This is a genomic window from Mycobacterium sp. E3339, from assembly GCF_001666915.1.
Classification (GTDB): domain Bacteria; phylum Actinomycetota; class Actinomycetes; order Mycobacteriales; family Mycobacteriaceae; genus Mycobacterium.
In genome coordinates this window covers 1-17,825 of sequence record NZ_LZIZ01000221.1, presented here as the reverse complement: position 1 = coordinate 17,825, position 17,825 = coordinate 1, and the positions used below count along the sequence as shown (strand labels likewise).

Below are 17,825 nucleotides of genomic sequence, written 5' to 3'. Positions count from 1 at the left end.
CCGCTCAGCCGTCCGCGCGGGCGGCGGTGCCGCCGCCGAGCGACTCGAGCGCCGTGATCAGGTCGGCCTCGACCCGGCGCTTGTCCACACCGAGGCGTCGCAGCGGTCCTTCGCCGGACGAGGCGTCCTCCAGCTCGAGCAGCGCCAGCAGCAGATGCTCGGTCCCAATGTAGTTGTGCCCCAACCGAAGTGCCTCGCGAAAGGTGAGCTCGAGCGCCTTGCGGGCTGGGCCGCTGAACGGGATGAGGGCGGGGGTCTCGGCGCCGGGCGGGGGTAGCTGCACGGCGGCGCGCAGCGCCTCGGTGTCGACGTCTTGCCGGCGGAGCAGCACCGTGGCCAGGGCGGCCGGATCACCGAGCACACCGAGCAGCAGGTGGTCGGGGGTGATCTCGTCGTTGCCGGCCTCGTGCGCGGCGTTCTGGGCCGCCATCACCGCGCCGCGCGCCCGCGGGGTAAAGCGGCCGAAGCCCTGTTCCGGGTCCAGCGTGGCGGGCTCGGCGCGCGGCACGAATCGCTTCTGCGCGGCCTGTTTGGTGACGCCCATGCTCTTGCCGATGTCGGTCCACGACGCCCCGGACCGGCGCGCCTGATCGACGAAGTGCCCGATCAGATGGTCGGCGACCTCGCCCAGGTGCTCGGCGGCCAGCACGGCGTCGGCCAATTGATCCAGCGCGTCGGTGTGCACCGACTTGATGGCGCTGATCAGCTCGTCGAGGCGGACGGGGTAGGCGATGCGCGTCGGGTCGGACATGGCGTCAACGCTAGGTTGACGGACCGGGCATTGTCAACCGGAGGTTGACGATTGTTAATAATTGTTTCGCCAGACGCATATTTGTCGGGCCTTCTGCAACGATTTCGAAGTTATGAGGCTCGTTCTGACAATTTCTGGCATTGCGGCCGTAATCGCTCTGGCCGCGCCCGCGCACGCCGACGACACCGACGGCGCCTTCCTCGCGTCCCTGGACCAGGCCGGCTTCACCTATAACGATCCGGGGCAGGTCATCCAGGCGGCCCACTACGTCTGCTCGGCGGCCAGCGGCGGTACCGCGATGCCCGACATCGCGAAGGCGATGACGTCCAAGGCGGCCGCGCTGACCGAGGAGAAGGCGGAGAAATTCACCGCGATCGCGGCCAGCGCGTACTGCCCGGACGCGATCTCGTCGACCACCACGACGACCGCGACCGCCAGTTCCTGATCGCCTCGCTCCTCGAGATGCGGATCGGCCGCGGCTCTGGAACGATCAGTGAGCCGTGAGGCCATTTCTGATTTCGCTCGCCCTCGCCGCCGCCATCGGCCTGGCCGCTCCCGCGCACGCCGATAGCAGCGACGACACCTTCCTCGGCACGGTGCGCGCCGCCGGCCTGGCCTATTCGGATCCCGAACAGGCCATCACCTCGGGCAAGTCCGTGTGCAAGCTGGTGAGCGAGGGCGCGAATCTGACGGACGTCGTCCGGATGCTCCAGATGCTCAATCGTGGGCTGCAGGGCGACGACGCCACCCGGTTCGCCGCCATCGCCGCCAACTCGTATTGCCCCCAAGCCCTTTCGCCGCCCAGCACCGCCTCCTAGCGGCCGGGCACGGCGGGGAGATTGTGACGCGCTTTTAACATAAGCGCGCACTAACCGTGGGTGAACGAAACGTGTAATCAACAATTCACCCATACCATTTCGGCGACGGACAGCGGCCGCAGTCGAAAGGAAGCAGGGGTTTGGACTTCCTTCAGCAGCAGCTCGTCGAACCCCTGAGCAACATCCTCAATACGCACGTCCTGATCTATTTGCTGATCGGTGGCGGCATCTATTTCACGGTCCGCACCCGCTGCATTCAGGTCCGCTACTTCGGGCGGATGGTTCGCCAACTCGGTAGGGCGCACCGCCAGGATGGCGGAATCTCGTCGTTCCAGGCGTTCTGCGTAGGGCTCGCGTCGCGGGTGGGCACCGGCAACATCGCGGGCGTCGCCATCGCCCTGACCGTCGGCGGGCCCGGTGCGATCTTTTGGATGTGGGTGGTTGCGGCGGTCGGCATGGCCACCGCGGTGATCGAGGCGACCCTGGCCCAGATCTTCAAGGTCCGCTCGGACGACGGCGCCTTCCGCGGCGGCCCCGCGTTCTACATCGAACGCGGGTTGCGTTCGCGCGCAGGCGGTGTCGTGTTCGCCATGCTGCTGGTGATCACGTTCTCCACCGCGTTCAACATGGTGGAGACCAACGCGATCAGCGGGGTGTTGCAGTCGTCGCACGGCATCGGGGTCGGTTGGACCACCCTCGTTCTGGCCGTGCTCGCGGCACCGGTGCTGTTCGGCGGCGTTCGACGGGTCGCGCAATTCGCCGGATCGGTGCTTCCGGTGGTGGCGCTGGTGTACACGCTGCTGGCGCTGGGCATCGTGGCCGTCAACATCACCGAGCTGCCGACGGTGATCAAGGAGATCATCGGCGGGGCGTTCGGAATCCGCCAAATGGCAGGGGGTTTCGCGGGCGGCGTGCTGGCCGCGATGGTCACCGGCGTCAAGCGGGGCCTATTCGCCTGCGAGGCCGGGATGGGCAGCTCGCCCAACATCGCGGGCGCCGCGACCGTGGCACATCCGGTGGAGCAGGGGCTGATTCAGTCGCTCGCCGTGTTCGTCGACACGATGGTGATCTGCACGGCGACGGCATTCATCGTGCTGCTGTCGGGTCCCGAGACTTACAACCCGGCCCGCTTGGGGGCGGTCGCCGGGGCGAGCCTGACGGAGTCAGCGGTCGCGGCCGACCTCGGCTCGTGGACCACGGTGTTGATGACCGCGGTGGTGTTCGTCTTCGCGTTCGCCTCGGTGCTGAGCAATTACGTGGTGGCCGAGGCCAACTTGTTCTACCTGGGTGGCCGGCGCCTGGCGGCCAACGTGCTGAAGGTGGTCACGCTGCTGTCCATCGTCTTCGGGGCCCTGGCCAAGCTGACGCTGGTGTGGGCGCTTGCCGATTTGACGATGGCGGTGATGGCCATCGCGAACCTGCTCACCATCTGCCTGCTCGGCAAGTGGGCGTTCGCGGCGCTCAAGGATTACCACCGGCAGTTCGTGCAAGGCGGGATGCCGGTTTTCATCGCCAGCGAGGCCGGCCTGCCCGGTGTTCTCGACGGCGACATCTGGGAACGCGCGGGGCGCCGGCAGGTCGGCGCGCTGCCCGAGTTCTTGACCCTGCACCGGCCGGCGCTGCGGCCCTCCCGGGCGCCGGCGGCGTAACCCGGCGAGAGTTCACCCGCCGTTCGCCCACCAAGGTGCCATTCGCCAACGGGTCTGCGACAATCGCTGCGTTATGCGATTTCTACTGGTTTCGGCGAGCGTCGCCGCGGCGATCGGCCTGGCCGTCCCCGCGCATGCCGACGTCAACAACGATCAGGATTTCCTCACCGACCTGCGGGACGCCGGTCTCACCTATCAAGACGGGGGCAACGCGATCACCATCGCAAAGTCGGTGTGCGACCTGCTCGACGACGGCCAGTCGTCCGCGGAAATCGTGACGCAGCTGCGCAATCAGAACCCCGCTTTTCAGGGAGCCAGCGCGGCCAAGTTCACCTACCTGGCGGCGGCGCATTACTGCCCGAAGTACGTGACCGGCGAGGACCGCGGCCCGAAGCCGGACGGGCAACCCGGGAACTGACCTCGCTCAGGCGGCCCTCGCGGTCCAGGTGAAGTTGTGCATGTCGGGTATCCGCGGCGCCAGCGCTTCGGCGACGAGGCGACCGATTCGATCGGCCGCCGCCAGGGGAGTCTGCGGATCGAGAAATCCTTCCACCTCCACGCGCAATGTCCGGCCGGTCCATCGGGCCCTGGCGTGCGCGTGCGTGACGCCCGGCACCGTGGCCGCGACGGCCTCGGCGGTCGTGATGATCTCGGGGTCGACTCCGTCGAGTAGCCGGTGCGCGATGTCGGAGGTCACCTCCCAGCCGACGTGGCAGATGAAACCGGTGACGACGATCCCGGCGACCGCGTCCGCCCAGCCCCAGCCGAGCGCAACACCGATCAGGCCCAGCATCGCCCCCGCCGACGACAACGCGTCCAGCCACGAATGTTTGGCGTCGGCCACCATGGTCGCCGAGCGAATCCGCCTGCCCACCACCAACTTGTAGCGGGCCACCAGCTGGTTGCCCGCGATCCCCACGAGCGCGGCGGCGATGCCCCAGCCCACGTACCCGGTGCCGCCGTGCCGGAGCAGCTTGTTGACGCTTTCGAAGGCGGCGACGGAGGCGCTGCCCCAAATCACCACTGCCACACCGATTCCGGCGAGGTCTTCGGCGCGTTCGTAGCCGTAGGGATACCGTTCGGTGGGAACTTTGCGCGACGCCCGGAACCCGACGAACACCAGGACGCTGGTGGAGACGTCGGACAGGTTGTGCAGCGCGTCGCCGAGCAACGCCACCGAACCGGAGAGCAGCGCGATGGCCAGTTCGACGAGCCCGGTCAGCGCCAGTCCGACGGCGCTGACGGCCACGGCCCGGTTGGCCTGCCGGCGCTCGGCCGCGTCATCGGTGCCAGTGTCCAGGGGAAAGCTTGCCGCGGGATCACGGACGCCTTTGACGATGTGCATACCGCAAGCATGCCCCCATCGGGCGCCGGCGCCCAAGCCGATTACGCGCCCGCCCAGCGCTCGGGCCATCGCCCGCAACGCCGCGCCCGCGTCCGGCCCCTCTCCGTTGAATGCCGCGCCGCTTCACCCGAACAATGGCACCCGTTTAAATTGCATCTCCGTTAATTGGACTAAGGCGCCGAGCGCCCCGGTGGGTCCGGATTCGAGTTTGCTCGATTGCCGAGCGCCGAAGCGTCAGTTGTGCGAAAGTTGCCTCAGCGTTATTGATTAGCGCATCGATAGACAGTCACGATTCGGTCTTCGGACCCGCAGCCGACTGAGGAGACACCGATGAAGAAATTGACACTGCTGACCGGCGCCGTTGCTGCGGCCTTGGCGAGCGCGGCGGCCGTCGCGATCCCGATTGCGAGCGCGGACTCGACGGACGACGTTTTCCTGCAGGCGCTCGTACAGCAGGGCATCACCCTTTCCGGCCTGTCGAACCAAACGATCGTCAACGCCGGGCATGGAGTTTGCCAGGACTGGGCCAATGGCGCGACTTTGGCGCAGACCTTGTCCGATGTAAAGAGCGCGCTCTCATTGTCCGACCACAATTCCGGCTACTTCATCGGCGCCGCGACGCAGTCGTACTGCCCGCAGTACGTCAGCAAAGCCACCCAGAGCTGATCGAAGTTTCCGCGGTCAGTTGGCCTGGCCGCGGCGGGGGGTGTCCTCGCCCGCCGGGCGAGACCGCCTCGGGAGCACCATGAACATCACCGGGAACCGCAGCATCGCCTCGCGGTGGGAGATTTCGAGAAACACCGTCTCCAATTGCAGGTTCCGTATCGGTTGTCGTTCCATCATCAGTCGCGTCCGCAGGTGACGCGGGGTTTGTAGCCACTCGACCAAATTCATGCCCGCGACTCTACCCGCCCGACGAAACTCGTTGCGCTGCAGACGAATTAGACGACCGGTGATCAATGATGGTGCTGAGCATCGAAAAAATGGTTGTCGGTTACAGAACCGCGCGGCCGGGCCCACTCCGGGTCGAGGATCGCCGGCGTGTGCGGGCCCACGGTGATCGGGGCCAGCCCCGGAATCCGAAGCTGGAGGCCGCCCACCTGGCGGCGATGTCCCGCCGTCAGCCCGTCGGCCTCCAACGCCTCGCCGTGGCTTGAGACGATGTCGGCCATGGCGTGCAGCGCCTCGCTGCCCGGGTGGTAGTAGTGCGAATGGTCGAGGGGGTCGATGCCGTCCGAGCCGGGCACCTCGGCGCGAAAGCGCACCGATCCAAAGCCGTCGGTGGCGGGGTCGGCGCCCAACCCCGGGTCGCTGCCCGCAACCTGACCGACGATGTCTCCGCCGAAGAAATGGTTGCTCAGCCCGTCGAGTTGCCCGAGCATCCCGACCGGGTCGGTGGAGGCGTCCCCGACGAACACATGGCCGCCATCCAGGTGAAAATCCCTGGTGCTGTTGGCCGCGTCGGCGCCCGGACAACCAAGCAGCACAGCGTCATTGGCGTGCATGCCGTGCAGGGCGAAGGCATCGGCCACCGTCGTCGCACCGTAGGAGTGACCTAGCACGGTGACGTGCTGACCGGTGCCGAGGTGAGTGGCCCACAGCCCGTTGACATCTCGCACGAGCGCCGCGCCGCCCGCCCGGGCGACTTTGGGCGTGGAGATGCGCTCGACGTCGGAGAAGTCGTCGGGGGTGTCGTAGCCCATCCACGCGATCACCGCGGTCGGTTTGCCCGGGTCGGCGGCGTTGGCCTGAGCGAACAGGTTGATGGCGTCGTCGTGCGCGTCGCGCAGCCAGCCGCCCCGCACGCTGCTACCGGTGCCCGGCACGATCACGGCGGTATTGCGCGCGGTGTCCGGATTGCCGATTGCGATTGCGGCGCGCCCCTTGCCGCCGAACGCCAACGGGTCGTAGGCGAACAGGTAAGTCGGGTTGGGTTCGTCGACCGCGTCGTGGTCGAGGCCTTGTTTGGTCTCGTTGGCGTTCCGATAGCGGGTGACGTCGGTGGCCGATAGCCCGTATCGCGCCGGATCACGCATCACATCGGCGACGGACGTTCCGGCGCGGGCGGCGATGTCGCGCACCCGGTCGAGGTCCCGGGTCATCGCGGCGATGTTGGCGTCACTGCGGGCGGGGACCGGCACACCGTTGAGATTGCCGATGCGGTCCGGGTTTTCGTCGATCAACCACTGCCGCCGCTCGGGCGTCAGTGACGTCCACCAGCGATGCACGTCCGCGGCGTCGGTGCCGGGTGGTGGAACTTGTTCGAACGCACCGCCTTTCGGCATGGGCGCAGGGTCATCACCGTCCGCTCCCAAGTTGTTCACCGCGTCCCGCAACGTGGCCGAGTAGCCGGCGCGCAGCGACCGCAGCGAAGTAAGCGCGGCAGTGGTGTCGCTGACGGCGTCGTCTTCGCAGGTGCGGATGAGCGCGTCGAGGGCGTCGTTGTCGGCCGCGCCGAGGTGGGCGGTTTTCTCCATTTCGATGGCCCGCCCGATCACGTCGTCGAGGTGGTGCAGCCGGGCGTCCAGGGTGGCCATCTCGCCGGTTGCCGTCTTCTGCGCCTCGGCCAAGGTGGCGGCGATGTTCTCCAGGTCAACCGCGATGCTGGGTAATCGCAGCGACTGGGCGCCGAGGGCTCTGGTCACCCGCCGCACTTCGGTGGAGTCATTGATTGGATGATCGCCGTTCGGGTGGTCCCAGGCCGCGTCGAACCGCTTGCGCGCTTGTTCGAAGGCGGCATTCGCCTCGCGGGTGCAGCGGGCCGCCCGACGAAAAGCTTCGGCGAGATTTGAAATCTGGCGCGGGCTACCGGCCTGCAGGCTCTGGTTGATCGCCCAGGGATCACCGCCGGCTTCGGCCACCAGCGCCGCGATGCTCACGCACCGCAGCTGCATCGCCCCGCCAGCGGTTTCGCGGCGTCGCGGCCACTCATGCCGGCGAACTTAACACTCACCGCCGCGTTGCGCCGTCACCCCGAGCCCCGGTTGGGGACAGGCCTTCGTGGGCCGATTGGCAGGAATTCTCAAGGTCTTTGACACGGCGGGACGACTAGAATTCCGTAACGTGAACTTGCAGGCCGACGGCTAGCGATCATCGCTTTGTGAGTGGCGATGAAGAAGCCGGCAGCGATATGTGTAGCCGTTGGGGCTTTGATGCTCGGCGGGGCCACCGCCCGCGCCGACCCCCCGTCGCCGGGTCCCACCCCGCCGCCCTTCGGGCCGAAATGTTTGACGTTCGACGGTCCGCAGTTGAACTGGCTGCCGTGCGGCTGGACGACGGATGGGCGGCGATGGACACCGCCTCCGCCCCCGCCGCCCCCGCCGTAACCGTTACGCCCGCTCACTTCAAGACGTAGTCCGCAGCCTTGTAGGCCTCCGCTCCCATGATCCGGCCGAGCGCGGTGTAGGCGGCGAACTGCCCTTCGTTGAACCATTGGTCTGACGTCGGGTCGTGGGGGAAGACGACGTTCGACGCGGCATAGGTCAAGAGCCACTGCGGACACGTTTCGCTGAGAACGGCTTTCGCGTAGATCAGCACGCCCTTGCGGTCATCCTTCGCAAGACCCGAGGCGGCCGGGTAGGTGATGGTGGCCACCGCGACCGTCTTCTTGGTGACGCGGTCTTTCAGGCTTTCCAACGCCTTGTCTTCTGGAAGCGTGCCCGAGCCCGGGGCGAGGTAAGTCAACGGGTAATCGGCCGAGTCGAACGTGATCGTCACGCCCAGCTCGTATTTGGCCAACCGGATCGCGTCGGCCAGCCCACTGAGCAACGGGGGAGTGTCGCCGCCGCCGTCGAAGCAGAAGATCAGTCGGCTGCGACGACGCAGTGCCTCGACAAGTCCCAGGTTTTCGTAGTGGCCGCCGTCGCTGATCTGCACCAAGCGCGCGTCGTTGTAGTTGAACCCGAACAGTTCTCGGTAGAAGTAGCCGGCGCCACGGATGGTGGGTAGCCACTTCGGCCACGGCCTCCGGTTCTCCTTCTCGTCGCCGCCGGTCCCGTCCTCGGCGTTTTTGAGGCTGGCGACGAAGTTGGGGTTGGGCAACCAGGTCCCCAGTCGGGCGCCCGAGACGGCCAGCAGCTTTTCGAATCCCTTCTGTTGGCGGCCCATCGCCGAGGCGAAGGCGGCGCCGCTCACCGCGACCGCGGCCACCACCGTCAGATCGCGCTTGATGCGTGGTGGCGCGATAGCGAAGAGGGTGGGGGTGTGCAACCATCCCAGCTCGGGGCCGCCGATGTGGTCACCGCTGAGCACGTAGGAAACCGCATTGAGTCCCGGCGCCGGCTTTCCGTCGCCGGTGATGGTGGCCGCGGCGGCGAAAATGAATCGGGGCCCTCGGTCGCCCGGCACCTGGCCATAGTCGGGCAACCACGTCCACTCGATCTCCTCGTAGCGTTTCGCCCGCCAACCACCGCCCGGCGCGCGGACGCGACGCACGGCGAAGGTTCGGGCGAGGCGGCGCCGGTAGAAGGGATGCAAGCTCACTGAGGTGACGTCCACAACGCCGATCCACAAAATGGTGACGACCAATGCCCCGACGAACCACACGTTGGGCACGTATCGAGAGCCCCCCTCCACCCCGTCCGCGGTGACAGTGCGGAAGACGGCCGCGGCGAAGACGCCGAGGGTGGTCAGCCACGCGATCAGTAGGACGGCGAGTGTGACGGTCACCAGGATCGTCGGGACAATGCCGGGCGGTAGCAACCGTTTCCAAGTCGAAAGCTTCGCCGCCTCTTCGGAGAGGGCGGTGCGTTTCTTCCACGCCATCGCGACCACCGCGGCCAGATAGTTCAGGCCCACCACGCCGGAGAAGGTCGCCGCCGCGGCGCCCGGATTGTCGGAGGCGTGCAGACTCAACGTCGAGCACAGCCGCATCAGAACGGGCAAACCGACGGCGACCGCCAGCACCACCAACCCGAACACCGCGCTGCCAACCGCCAGCCGCTGCATCCGCATTTTCCAGGTCTCGCCGCCCTCTTGCCAGCTGAGCAATTCGATGACGATCGCCACGGTGGTGAAAATTACTGCCGAGGCCGCGAAGAACCCGACTGCATACCACGACGCGGGATGGCTGATCAGGCAGAGGGAATAACCCCGGGGCAGGCGCTTGAGCCCTTGGTCCACAAGCGGATTCGGAACGGGAACGATGGCCGCGAATGAGAATTGCGGCCGGGCCAGCAGATAGCCGAACACCCATCCCATCAGGATGGGAAGGGTGAAGAGGATGGTTAGGGATGCCAGCAGGTTCTTGAGCACCTCGGCCAGCGCCCTGATCAAGTCGGCCGGGGAGTCCGCGATATAACTGGAGCCCCTGCGGAAATGGTCGAACTCGACCGATCCGTCCTCGAATCGCTGGGAAATCAAGGGGCTTTCGGGGTCGCTCTGCAGGGCGAGCAGTCGGGCGCCCGCGGTGTATCCACCCCCGGACACCGAAATGATGTAGTCCACGGTATCGACCAGTTTCGGCTCGACGCCCTTGCCGAATCGCTGCGGATCGTCGCGCGTCTTGAGTTTGTCCTCGGTGGAAAACACCTGCAGCGCCCCCATCGCCACGCAGGCCGACCGCACCCCGCCGCCGGAAAGGCAAATGGCTTGTACCCGTTCCTCTTTCCGGCGGTCGAGCACGTCGTTGGCGCCCGGCACGCTGTACGCCTCGACCCAGCTCCACTCGTCCTCGGTGACAAGCGGTGTGGTCGTGCCCGGCGACCGCACGCCCGTTTGCTCCTTCGGAATCAACACGCGATCCCACCACGCGGTGGCGGCGTCCTCGGCCGACGTGAGCCGCCCGTACCTGCACCATGCGGCCGCCTGGCGGAAAAGGATCCCCACCGTCGTGGGTATGCCCAGGAGCGCTATCAGCAGGGCGCACCATTTGACGGTCGCCGCCGCGGACGTCGCATTGATCAAGATCGTGGACTTCTGGTTATGCACCGTGAGGTAAAGCAGCCCATCCTCGGCGAGGTCGGCGAGGGCCGTAAGCACCACGGCCGCAACGACGTACCCCGCCACCAGCCGGCCGGTCACGGAGGCGGCCCGGGTCCGGAAGTAGCACGCGAAACCGCCGAGCACCAATACGTAACCGAGGATGACGAAGAGGTCCGCGCTGACGTAGGCGGGAATCCGATCGGCGACGCCCGGCACGCCTTTTCGGTCGCCGTAGATATAGCGCGCGATGTGGGGCACGCAGGTGTGCGGCAGAGCCAACAGCGCGATCGCCGAGCCGCCCGCGATCGCCAGAACCACTAACACCCTTTGGGCCGCGCGATGAGAAATGAAGCTCTCGGTTTTCGGCATCGTCTACCTCGTTAACCGGGTCCTGTCTCAGCGCATGGTAATTAAGCCCAGACACCGATGTAGCGCAACGGCGGAATTGCTCCCGCGAGTTCTTATAGCCGTTTCGGCGACAAAGGCTTTGGCGCTGGTGTAGCGTGCCGATCAATTTCATAGCGACGTGGCAGAAAGACCGAGCAATGAAAGCAGCAATCGCGGCCGCGACCGTAGCCGTTTTTGCGTTAGGTCTGCCCAGCGCCGCGCCGGCTCACGCCGATACGACCGCCACCGTCAAAGCGCCGACCACCCCGCGCATGAAGGGCTCCAAATCGAATGCCGGCCAGGACGGCGTCTACAACGCCGGCCAGGTCCTGACGCTGGTTTGTCACAGCGCGGGCGACCCGGTGAAGGGGTTTTTCAGCTACCAAATCGCCAACGACGGCTGGGATAGCCTCTGGTACAAGACAACTGACGGCCACTACGTCGCCGATGTCGACATCGATACGCGCACTCTCGACGCGCTGGGGCCCGACTGTGGCGCCGCCGCCGCGGCGGCGCCCGCCGCGACAACCGGCGAGGACAAGGCGGCTCATGCCATGGCGTGGGCGCGCGGACAGATGGCCGCGGATCCCGACAACACGGTGCAGTGCGAGGCGTTCGTCGAGCAGGCCTACAACCACACGTTCAGATACCCGTCGGCGATGGATGCCTTCAACGACTTCAATCGCAAAGGGCTGATCCACCCGAACGCCGACAACATCCCGGAGGGGGCGCTCGTGTTCACCAGCAACCCGGGATTCGACCACGGCACCGGTCACGTGATGCTCAGCGAGGGCAACGGCCAGTACCTCACCGCCAACTACTTCCAACCCCCGCACATCCGCGAAATACGGCCGAGCCCCACCGATTCGCAAAACATCTTTCTCGGTTGGGCGTTCGCGCCGTAGTCGAGGCGCGGCGTCGGCGTTCGCCGCCATCTGTGGTACTCACGACCACATGAACAATCCTTCGCCGGGCCCGGGTTGGTGGCTGGCCTCCGATGGCAAGTGGTACCCCCAGCAGTGGGAGTACACGTGGGATTACCTGGAGGGCGACACCGCCATGGAGGAGATGAAGCAGAAGGCCGACGAACTCGGCCGCCAGGGGTGGGAAATGGTGGGACTCGATGCCGACCACCGCGGGGCCTTCTCCGTCGCGTGCTTCTTCAAGCGGCCGCTTGCGCCGTAAGCCGCGCTGATAGCTGGGCCGCCCCTTCGAGCGCCGCTGCCCGAGTCCGGCCGGACATTCGGTGAGACGTGACCGGCGCAAGTGGGTAAACAACGCTGTAACGCGCCGGGCGCGTCGGTATTGCAATCAATTGAAAGGCGGCATCAGATGGCTCGTGACGAGGGCGGCCGGTGGGACGTCGGCATCAAGGACGACGCGGTTTTTGTGCAGCGCGTCTCGGAGGCCGACGAGCAACTATTCATCGATTCGTTGGACTCTGATGAGGCTCGCAAATTGGCTGAGCTCTTGACGAAGTACGCGGACAAGCTGGATAACTCCGATCAGGACGAGGACGAGAAGAAGGACAAGAAGGACAAGGACGACAAGAAGGACAAGGACGACGAGAAGGACAAGGACGACAAAGACGACGAAAAGGACAAAGACGAGGACGACAACGACGACGAGGACGACAACGACGACGAGGACGACGAGGACGACGAGGACGACGAGGACGACGAGGACGACGAGGACGACGAGGACGACGAGGACGACGATAAGGACGACAAGGACGACGACTGAGTCCACCCGCGCTTCGCCGGTTGGCTACGAACTAATTTGGCCCACCGAGTCGTCGGCCAACGCCGCGCTTAGCCGGCGGGTCACGGAAGCGAGCTGCGCCCCCATCCGGGTGACCGCCTCGCCGCTCATCGGTTCGGCGCTGGGGACCAGGCTGATCATCAGCGCGATGCGGGACCCGGGCTCCAGGATCGGGGAGTCGATGTGGCTCACTTCGTAGGTGCGCTCCGGCGCCAGGCTGACGGGGAACCACTCCTCCTGATGGATCAGTTCGTCGGTCAAGGCCTGCGCGAGTTGGCTCAACCGCGTTGAACGGACTTCGGCGCTGCGCACGATCAGCGCCAATTCCTGCAGCCGTAGATCGGGCAGCAGGTGCAGACCGACCGCGTAGCCCCGCTCCCGGGCCGTGGTGATGGCTTGGCGGTAGCGGTCGCGCACATCCGCGGGCAGCGCGGCCAGCCAGCGCTCCCGAGCCTCCGGCGCGGACCACGCGACGGTCGACGCCCCATACGGCGGGCGGTGCGGGAACTGGGTGCCGATCGGCATCGGGTGCCCGCCGCCGTGCCGGCTTCGGACCTGATCGACGACGGTGGAGTAGTCCTCGCTCACCGAGAAGGCCACGCAGTGGGCGCCCGTCGCGGCCGACAGTTCGGCCATCGCCGAGCGGGCCAACACCAGGGCGGGGTAGCGCGCCGCCGCCTCTCGGCCGAGGCGGACCAGGGCAGGACCGAGGTGGTAGGTCTTGCGGACCGGGTCGCGCAGCAGCCAACCGGCGCGCAGCAGTTCGGAAAGCATCGAGTGGCAGCTGGCCTTGTGCACGCTCAGGTGGCGCGACACCTCGGCCAACGTCAACCCGCGGCTCGCGTCGCCCGCCAGCTGCTCGAATAGGTTCACCACCCGCTCGGTCTACGGAGAAGGGCGCGGCGCCATGGGCGCAATGGTCGCATAATGCGACCGCTTGCGATGTCATAAGCGCCTATGTGACGATCGCCACAATGAAGGACCTCGCGGGCAAGGTGGCGGTCGTAACCGGCGGGGCCGGGGGCATCGGCCGGGCCATGGGCAGGCGTTTCGGCCGAGAAGGCATGAAAGTGGTGCTGGCCGACGTCCTCGCCGAACCCCTCGACGAGGCGACCCGGGCGCTCGCGGACGAGGGCGTCGACGTGGCCGGCGTGGTCACCGACGTCACCGATTATGCCTCCGTCGAATCGCTGGCCAAGGAGGCGCAAGCTCGCTTCGGCGCGGTGCACGTGGTGTGCAACAACGCCGGCACCGGCGGCGTCTCCGAGGGCTACATGTGGGAACACGACCTGGCCGACTGGCGTTGGGGGATCGACGTCAACGTGCTGGGCGTCATCCACGGCATCAAGGCGTTCGTGCCGCTCCTGCTCGAACAAGGCGAAGGGCACGTGGTCAACACCTGCTCGGGCAACGGCGGGTTCGCACCGATCGCCCGGGGGGCAATGGGCGGACCGGCCACCGCGGTCTACCCGATGACCAAGGCCGCGGTGCTCTGCCTGACCGAGAGCCTCTACACGCATCTGCAGATGACCGGAACCCGGGTGCGGGCGCACGTGCTGTTCCCCGGCGGCTTCTTGAACACCGGCATCTGGGAGTCCTGGCGGCACCGGCCGGAGCGCTACGCCGCGACCCAGGAACGCCGCACACCCGACCAGACGCTAGAGAAGGTGGTGGCCCGCTTCGAGGCCGCGGGCGTGCATGTCGCGTTCGCCCCGCTCGAGACGGTCGCCGAGCAGGTGGTGGACGGGATTCAATCGGACCGGTTCTGGATGATGGGTCCGCCCACACCGGCCGATGAGGTCGTGAGCAAGAAGGCGGCATCGATCCTCGCTCGCGGCGAGCCCGACTACCTGGTCGATGTCCTCGGCCAGCATGCCAAGCACACCGAAGGAGGAACACGTTGAGCGCCAACCAGATTCGCTACGGCCCTCGCCCGCCCGAGGCGCAAGTCGACCACGAGATCGACGCCACCAAGGCGCCCATCGCCACCGAGGCGATCACCGTCACCTACCTCACCGATCCGGACATCGTCGCGGCCGTGCTGCCCAAGCCGCTGGAGCCGGCGGCCCAACCCCTGGTGCGCGTTCAGCTGCAGCGGGTCCGGATCGAAGGCATGGCGCCCTTCGGCTCGGCCGTGTTCTCGGTGACCGCCCGGCACGGCGAAGTCGAGGGCGACTATCCGCTTTTCATGCCCCAGTCCACCGAACAGTCGGTCACGGGTGGGCGCGAAACATTCGGCGAGCCAAAGAAATTGGCGCACATCGCGGTCGAGCGCGACGGTGACCGCGTCACCGCCGCCGTTGACCGGTTGGGCCACCAGCTGATCAGGGTGGACGGGCGTATCACCGGCCCGGCGGAGTTGCCGCCCGACCAGGTGAACACCGAGTTCTACTTCAAGTTCCTGCGCGCCCCCGACGGCAGCGGCATCACCGACCCACACCTCGTCTACGGCGAATATCACCGGCATTACGAGCTTTTGGAGAACATCGACGGCACGCTCGAGCTGGGGGAGTCGCCGCTCGATCCGGTGGCCGACGTCGCGGTCCGCGAGATCACGTCCATCACGTGGTGTCGGCGCCGCACCATCCAGGTGGGTCGCATCGCGGCGCGGGTGCCGCAGGAGTGGCTGCTGCCGTACGTGCACCAGCGCTACGACGACGTGGCCCTGCTGGCCGCCCCCGGGCCGGCGCGGGTATAGGCGCATGGACCGGTACACGGTCATCTCGGCCGACTGCCACGCCGGCGCCGACCTGCTCGACTACCGCGACTACCTGGACCCGGGCTACCGCGACGAATTCGACAGCTGGGCAAAGACATACGTCAACCCGTTCGGGGATCTCGCGGAGACCGACGCCGAGCACAACTGGGACAGCGACCTACGCAACTCGGAGCTGGATCGCGAAGGCATCGCGGGGGAGGTCATCTTCCCCAACACCGTGCCGCCGTTCTTCCCACACGCCAGCCTGGCCGCCCCGCCGCCGGAGACCGCCCGCGAGCTCGAGCTGCGCTGGGCCGGCCTGCGTGCGCACAATCGCTGGCTGTCCGACTTCTGCTCCCTGTCGCCCGAGCGGCGCGCCGGGGTGGGCCAGATCCTGCTGGGCGACCTCGACGAAGCCATCGCCGAGCTGGCGCAGATCGCCAAGCTGGGCCTGCGCGGGGGCGTGCTGCTGCCCGGAATCGCCCCCGGCACCGGCCTTCCCCCGCTCTACGCCGAGCATTGGGAGCCGCTCTGGGCGGCGTGCGCGGACGCGGGCTTGGTGGTCAACCATCACGGCGGTAACGCGGGGCCGAGCCCGATGGATGGCTGGGGAAGCTCGCTGGCGGTGTGGGTGTACGAGACGCACTGGTGGGCGCACCGGGCGTTGTGGCACTTGATCTTCAGCGGCGCGCTGGATCGGCATCCGGACCTCACCGTGGTCTTCACCGAGCAGGGCGCCGGGTGGATACCGGCAACCCTCGACTCGCTCGATGTCGCCGCGGCCCGGTACGCGCGGGCGAGCTCGGCGATCGCCCGGTTCGCCGGACCCACCGCCGGTTCGCTGAGCCTGCGGCCCAGCGAGTACTGGTCGCGCCAGTGCTACGTCGGCGCGAGCTTCATGCGTCCAGTCGAGTGCGCCGAGCGCCACCGGATCGGCGTCGACCGCATCATGTGGGGAAGCGATTATCCGCACTACGAGGGCACCGCCCCCTACACGCGAGAAGCATTGCGGCACACCTTCTCCCACGTCCCGGCCGAAGAGGTAGCGGCCATGCTGGGCGGGAACGCGGCGGCCGTCTACGGCTTCGACCTCGAGGCGCTCGCGCCGTTGACCGCCCGCATCGGCCCGACCGTGGCCGAGGTTGCCGAACCGCTGGCCGCCGTGCCGGCCGACGCGAGCAGCACCGTGTTCGAGCCCGACCCCATCCGCACCTGGTAGCGAAAGGACGCACCATGAACCCTGATGCCCCGTACGTCATCATCTCCGCCGACACCCACGCCGAGCTCCCGACCGAGCGTTACCGCGAGTACGTCGACCCCGAATACCGGGACGACTTCGAGGCGTACCTGGCGGAGAAGACTGCGGCGGCGCAGGCCGGGGGATTCATCGACGAGCAGTTCGCGCAGGAGTGGTTCTCCGAGAACGGCGAGGGCATCGCCGGCGGATGGGACGTCGCGCTGCGAGACAGGGAGCTGGACGGCGACGGGGTGGTCGGCGAGGTGATCTTCCCCGACGCCGACGCCGTGACCGGGGTCGCCGGGGCGCCCTTCGGGGCCGGGCTGGGCCAATCGGGCGACCTCGACCCGGGGCGCGCGATGGCCGGGGCGCGCGCCCACAACCGCTGGCTGGCCGAGCTGTGCAGCCACAGCCCCGAACGGCGGGCCGGGGTCGCGGTCGTGCCGATCCTGGCGGACGTCGACGCCGCGGTCGCCGAAATCACCCGCGCGGCCGATTCCGGGCTGCGGGGCGGGATCCTGATTCCCGCGCGCTGGGTCGGCTACCCGCCCTACCACGACCGCCGCTACGACAAGGTCTGGGCAGCGTGCCAGGACCTGCAGATGCCGGTGCACACGCACTCCGGCCCCGCGCCGCAGGAGGAGTACGGCGGGCACCTGGGCATCTACGTCACCGAGGTGCGCTGGTGGGGTGCCCGGCCGATGTGGTTCGCGTTGTGGTCGGGGGTGTTCGAGCGCTTCCCGCGGTTGCGGTGGGGCGTCACGGAGTGCGGTGCGTTCTGGGCCAACGACCTGCTCTGGCTGATGGACACCCGGTATCTGCGCGAGCACTCGGCCAAGAAGATGAGCCACCAGATGGAGGGCGACCTGACGATGCCGCCCTCTGCCTACTTCGACCGCAACTGCTTCATCGGGGCCACCACCACCGAGCGCCGGGAGCTGGCGCGCCGCTACGAGATCGGCGTGTCCAACCTGTTGTGGGGCAACGACTTTCCCCACCCGGAGGGCACGTGGCCGCACACCCGCAAGTGGCTGCATCGCTCCTTCTGGGACGTTCCCATCGACGAGACCCGGCAGATGCTGGGCCTGGCCGCGGCCGAGATATACAACTTCGATCTGGGCGCCCTCGCCGGGTTGGCCGAACGCATCGGCCCCACTCCCGAGGACCTCGGTCAAGACGACGCGGTCGGGGATGGGCTCGGCGTCCGTCAGCCAGTGGCGTCCGGTGCGGCGGGCCGCCTCCCACTTGGGGATGCTG

The 17,825-nt window shown here is 67.4% G+C and carries 18 protein-coding genes; 12 read left to right on the top strand and 6 right to left on the bottom strand.

From position 1 onward, the window contains the following. Positions 1-4: 4 nt before the first annotated feature. Positions 5-751, bottom strand: coding sequence for a Clp protease N-terminal domain-containing protein (locus A5702_RS20915; protein ID WP_068223337.1), 747 nt, complete (start codon positions 749-751; stop codon positions 5-7). A gap of 112 nt (positions 752-863) precedes the next feature. Between A5702_RS20915 and A5702_RS20910 the strand changes: the two genes are divergently transcribed. From A5702_RS20910 to A5702_RS20895, 4 genes are all read left to right on the top strand, one after another. After that, complete coding sequence (locus A5702_RS20910) at positions 864-1,196, top strand: DUF732 domain-containing protein (protein WP_055403587.1); 333 nt, start codon at positions 864-866, stop codon at positions 1,194-1,196. Between the two features lie 55 nt (positions 1,197-1,251). Next, entirely contained in the window at positions 1,252-1,569 is a 318-nt protein-coding gene (locus A5702_RS20905; RefSeq protein ID WP_067815466.1) for a DUF732 domain-containing protein, read from the top strand. A 140-nt stretch (positions 1,570-1,709) separates the two neighbouring features. Next, complete coding sequence (locus A5702_RS20900; protein ID WP_068223333.1) at positions 1,710-3,218, top strand: sodium:alanine symporter family protein; 1,509 nt, start codon at positions 1,710-1,712, stop codon at positions 3,216-3,218. 73 nt (positions 3,219-3,291) lie between these two features. Then, a complete protein-coding gene (locus A5702_RS20895; RefSeq protein ID WP_055403589.1) occupies positions 3,292-3,636 on the top strand; it encodes a DUF732 domain-containing protein in 345 nt (114 codons plus the stop codon). A 6-nt stretch (positions 3,637-3,642) separates the two neighbouring features. On the opposite strand, the gene A5702_RS20890 is transcribed toward A5702_RS20895, so the two are convergent. Further along, a complete protein-coding gene (locus A5702_RS20890; RefSeq protein WP_068223329.1) occupies positions 3,643-4,563 on the bottom strand; it encodes a cation diffusion facilitator family transporter in 921 nt (306 codons plus the stop codon). A gap of 330 nt (positions 4,564-4,893) precedes the next feature. Between A5702_RS20890 and A5702_RS25940 the strand changes: the two genes are divergently transcribed. Continuing rightward, on the top strand, positions 4,894-5,229 hold the full coding sequence (locus tag A5702_RS25940; RefSeq protein ID WP_082956147.1) for a DUF732 domain-containing protein: 336 nt from the start codon (positions 4,894-4,896) through the stop codon (positions 5,227-5,229). A 15-nt stretch (positions 5,230-5,244) separates the two neighbouring features. On the opposite strand, the gene A5702_RS20880 is transcribed toward A5702_RS25940, so the two are convergent. The 3 genes from A5702_RS20880 to A5702_RS20870 all read right to left on the bottom strand — a co-directional run bounded on the left by A5702_RS20880 (position 5,245) and on the right by A5702_RS20870 (position 10,854). Further along, the gene (locus A5702_RS20880; protein WP_068223327.1) at positions 5,245-5,457 is read right to left on the bottom strand and encodes a hypothetical protein; all 213 of its coding nucleotides are present in this window, start codon (positions 5,455-5,457) and stop codon (positions 5,245-5,247) included. Between the two features lie 62 nt (positions 5,458-5,519). Continuing rightward, positions 5,520-7,457: an alpha/beta hydrolase gene (locus tag A5702_RS20875; protein WP_068223325.1), complete on the bottom strand. Its 1,938-nt coding sequence runs from the start codon at positions 7,455-7,457 to the stop codon at positions 5,520-5,522. 445 nt (positions 7,458-7,902) lie between these two features. Beyond that, positions 7,903-10,854 (bottom strand): hypothetical protein, encoded by a 2,952-nt coding sequence (locus A5702_RS20870; RefSeq protein WP_156669697.1) that lies wholly within the window; start codon positions 10,852-10,854, stop codon positions 7,903-7,905. A gap of 134 nt (positions 10,855-10,988) precedes the next feature. Here A5702_RS20870 and A5702_RS20865 point away from each other — a divergent pair, with 134 nt between their 5' ends. From A5702_RS20865 to A5702_RS26780, 3 genes are all read left to right on the top strand, one after another. Next, a complete protein-coding gene (locus tag A5702_RS20865) occupies positions 10,989-11,777 on the top strand; it encodes a hypothetical protein (RefSeq protein WP_156669696.1) in 789 nt (262 codons plus the stop codon). 49 nt (positions 11,778-11,826) lie between these two features. After that, complete coding sequence (locus A5702_RS20860; RefSeq protein WP_055403595.1) at positions 11,827-12,057, top strand: hypothetical protein; 231 nt, start codon at positions 11,827-11,829, stop codon at positions 12,055-12,057. Positions 12,058-12,204: 147 nt separating this feature from the next. Then, entirely contained in the window at positions 12,205-12,615 is a 411-nt protein-coding gene (locus A5702_RS26780; RefSeq protein ID WP_068223317.1) for a hypothetical protein, read from the top strand. A gap of 24 nt (positions 12,616-12,639) precedes the next feature. Here the strand turns inward: A5702_RS26780 and A5702_RS20850 are convergent, their stop codons facing one another. After that, a complete protein-coding gene (locus A5702_RS20850) occupies positions 12,640-13,509 on the bottom strand; it encodes a helix-turn-helix domain-containing protein (RefSeq protein ID WP_231965122.1) in 870 nt (289 codons plus the stop codon). Between the two features lie 98 nt (positions 13,510-13,607). Here A5702_RS20850 and A5702_RS20845 point away from each other — a divergent pair, with 98 nt between their 5' ends. The 4 genes from A5702_RS20845 to A5702_RS20830 form a co-directional block, all read left to right on the top strand. Next, positions 13,608-14,537, top strand: a complete 930-nt coding sequence (locus A5702_RS20845; protein ID WP_068223314.1) for an SDR family NAD(P)-dependent oxidoreductase — start codon at positions 13,608-13,610, stop codon at positions 14,535-14,537. Beyond that, on the top strand, positions 14,534-15,331 hold the full coding sequence (locus tag A5702_RS20840; RefSeq protein ID WP_068223311.1) for an acetoacetate decarboxylase family protein: 798 nt from the start codon (positions 14,534-14,536) through the stop codon (positions 15,329-15,331). The genes A5702_RS20845 and A5702_RS20840 overlap by 4 nt, the downstream gene beginning before the upstream one ends. Positions 15,332-15,335: 4 nt before the next feature. Beyond that, entirely contained in the window at positions 15,336-16,550 is a 1,215-nt protein-coding gene (locus tag A5702_RS20835; protein WP_068223309.1) for an amidohydrolase family protein, read from the top strand. A gap of 14 nt (positions 16,551-16,564) precedes the next feature. After that, positions 16,565-17,825 (top strand): amidohydrolase family protein (locus A5702_RS20830; RefSeq protein WP_231965121.1); only part of this gene is annotated, 1,261 nt, incomplete at its 3' end.

Bases quoted from the DNA above. Each gene is read 5' to 3' on its own strand.
- A5702_RS20910 (WP_055403587.1), top strand. From the start codon at position 864: ATGAGGCTCGTTCTGACAATTTCTGGCATTGCGGCCGTAATCGCTCTG.
- A5702_RS25940 (WP_082956147.1), top strand. From the start codon at position 4,894: ATGAAGAAATTGACACTGCTGACCGGCGCCGTTGCTGCGGCCTTGGCG.
- A5702_RS26780 (WP_068223317.1), top strand. From the start codon at position 12,205: ATGGCTCGTGACGAGGGCGGCCGGTGGGACGTCGGCATCAAGGACGAC.
- A5702_RS20915 (WP_068223337.1), bottom strand. From the start codon at position 751: ATGTCCGACCCGACGCGCATCGCCTACCCCGTCCGCCTCGACGAGCTG.
- A5702_RS20870 (WP_156669697.1), bottom strand. From the start codon at position 10,854: ATGCCGAAAACCGAGAGCTTCATTTCTCATCGCGCGGCCCAAAGGGTG.
- A5702_RS20875 (WP_068223325.1), bottom strand. From the start codon at position 7,457: ATGCAGCTGCGGTGCGTGAGCATCGCGGCGCTGGTGGCCGAAGCCGGC.
- A5702_RS20860 (WP_055403595.1), top strand. From the start codon at position 11,827: ATGAACAATCCTTCGCCGGGCCCGGGTTGGTGGCTGGCCTCCGATGGC.
- A5702_RS20845 (WP_068223314.1), top strand. From the start codon at position 13,608: ATGAAGGACCTCGCGGGCAAGGTGGCGGTCGTAACCGGCGGGGCCGGG.
- A5702_RS20835 (WP_068223309.1), top strand. From the start codon at position 15,336: ATGGACCGGTACACGGTCATCTCGGCCGACTGCCACGCCGGCGCCGAC.
- A5702_RS20895 (WP_055403589.1), top strand. From the start codon at position 3,292: ATGCGATTTCTACTGGTTTCGGCGAGCGTCGCCGCGGCGATCGGCCTG.
- A5702_RS20880 (WP_068223327.1), bottom strand. From the start codon at position 5,457: ATGAATTTGGTCGAGTGGCTACAAACCCCGCGTCACCTGCGGACGCGA.
- A5702_RS20890 (WP_068223329.1), bottom strand. From the start codon at position 4,563: ATGCACATCGTCAAAGGCGTCCGTGATCCCGCGGCAAGCTTTCCCCTG.